The following is a 404-nucleotide window of genomic DNA, read 5'->3' on the forward strand; positions in this document are numbered from 1 at the left end:
GGTGGTAGCAGCCCTGGCCCTGGCTGACCTTGTGCGAGATGTAGTCCAGCGCGTCGACGACGAAGTCCACCGGCACGATGTTGATGCGCCCGCCCTCCAGCCCGATGCTGGGCATCCACGGCGGCAGGATCTGGCGCATGCGCTGGATCAGCTTGAAGAAGTAGTAAGGCCCGTCGATCTTGTCCATCTCGCCGGTGGTCGAGTCACCGACGACCATGGCCGGGCGGTACACCGTCCACGGCCGCTTGCACTCCTTGCGCACGATCTTTTCGCTCTCGTGCTTGGTCATGAAGTAGGGGTGATCGAGGTTCTCGGCCTCGTCGAACATGTCCTCGCGGAACACGCCTTCGTAGAGGCCCGCCGCGGCGATCGAACTCACGTGATGCACATGGCCGGCCTCGATG

1 protein-coding gene is annotated in these 404 nt (G+C 63.6%); it reads right to left on the reverse strand.

Features of this window, described 5'->3' with window-relative positions; translation table 11 throughout:
• A partial coding sequence (locus tag AC066S_RS39780; RefSeq protein ID WP_478272059.1) for an SDR family oxidoreductase occupies positions 1–379 on the reverse strand: 379 nt, incomplete at its 3' end.
• Positions 380–404 lie beyond the last annotated feature (25 nt).

It is taken from the genome of Bradyrhizobium sp. CFUWI (genome assembly GCF_056429085.1).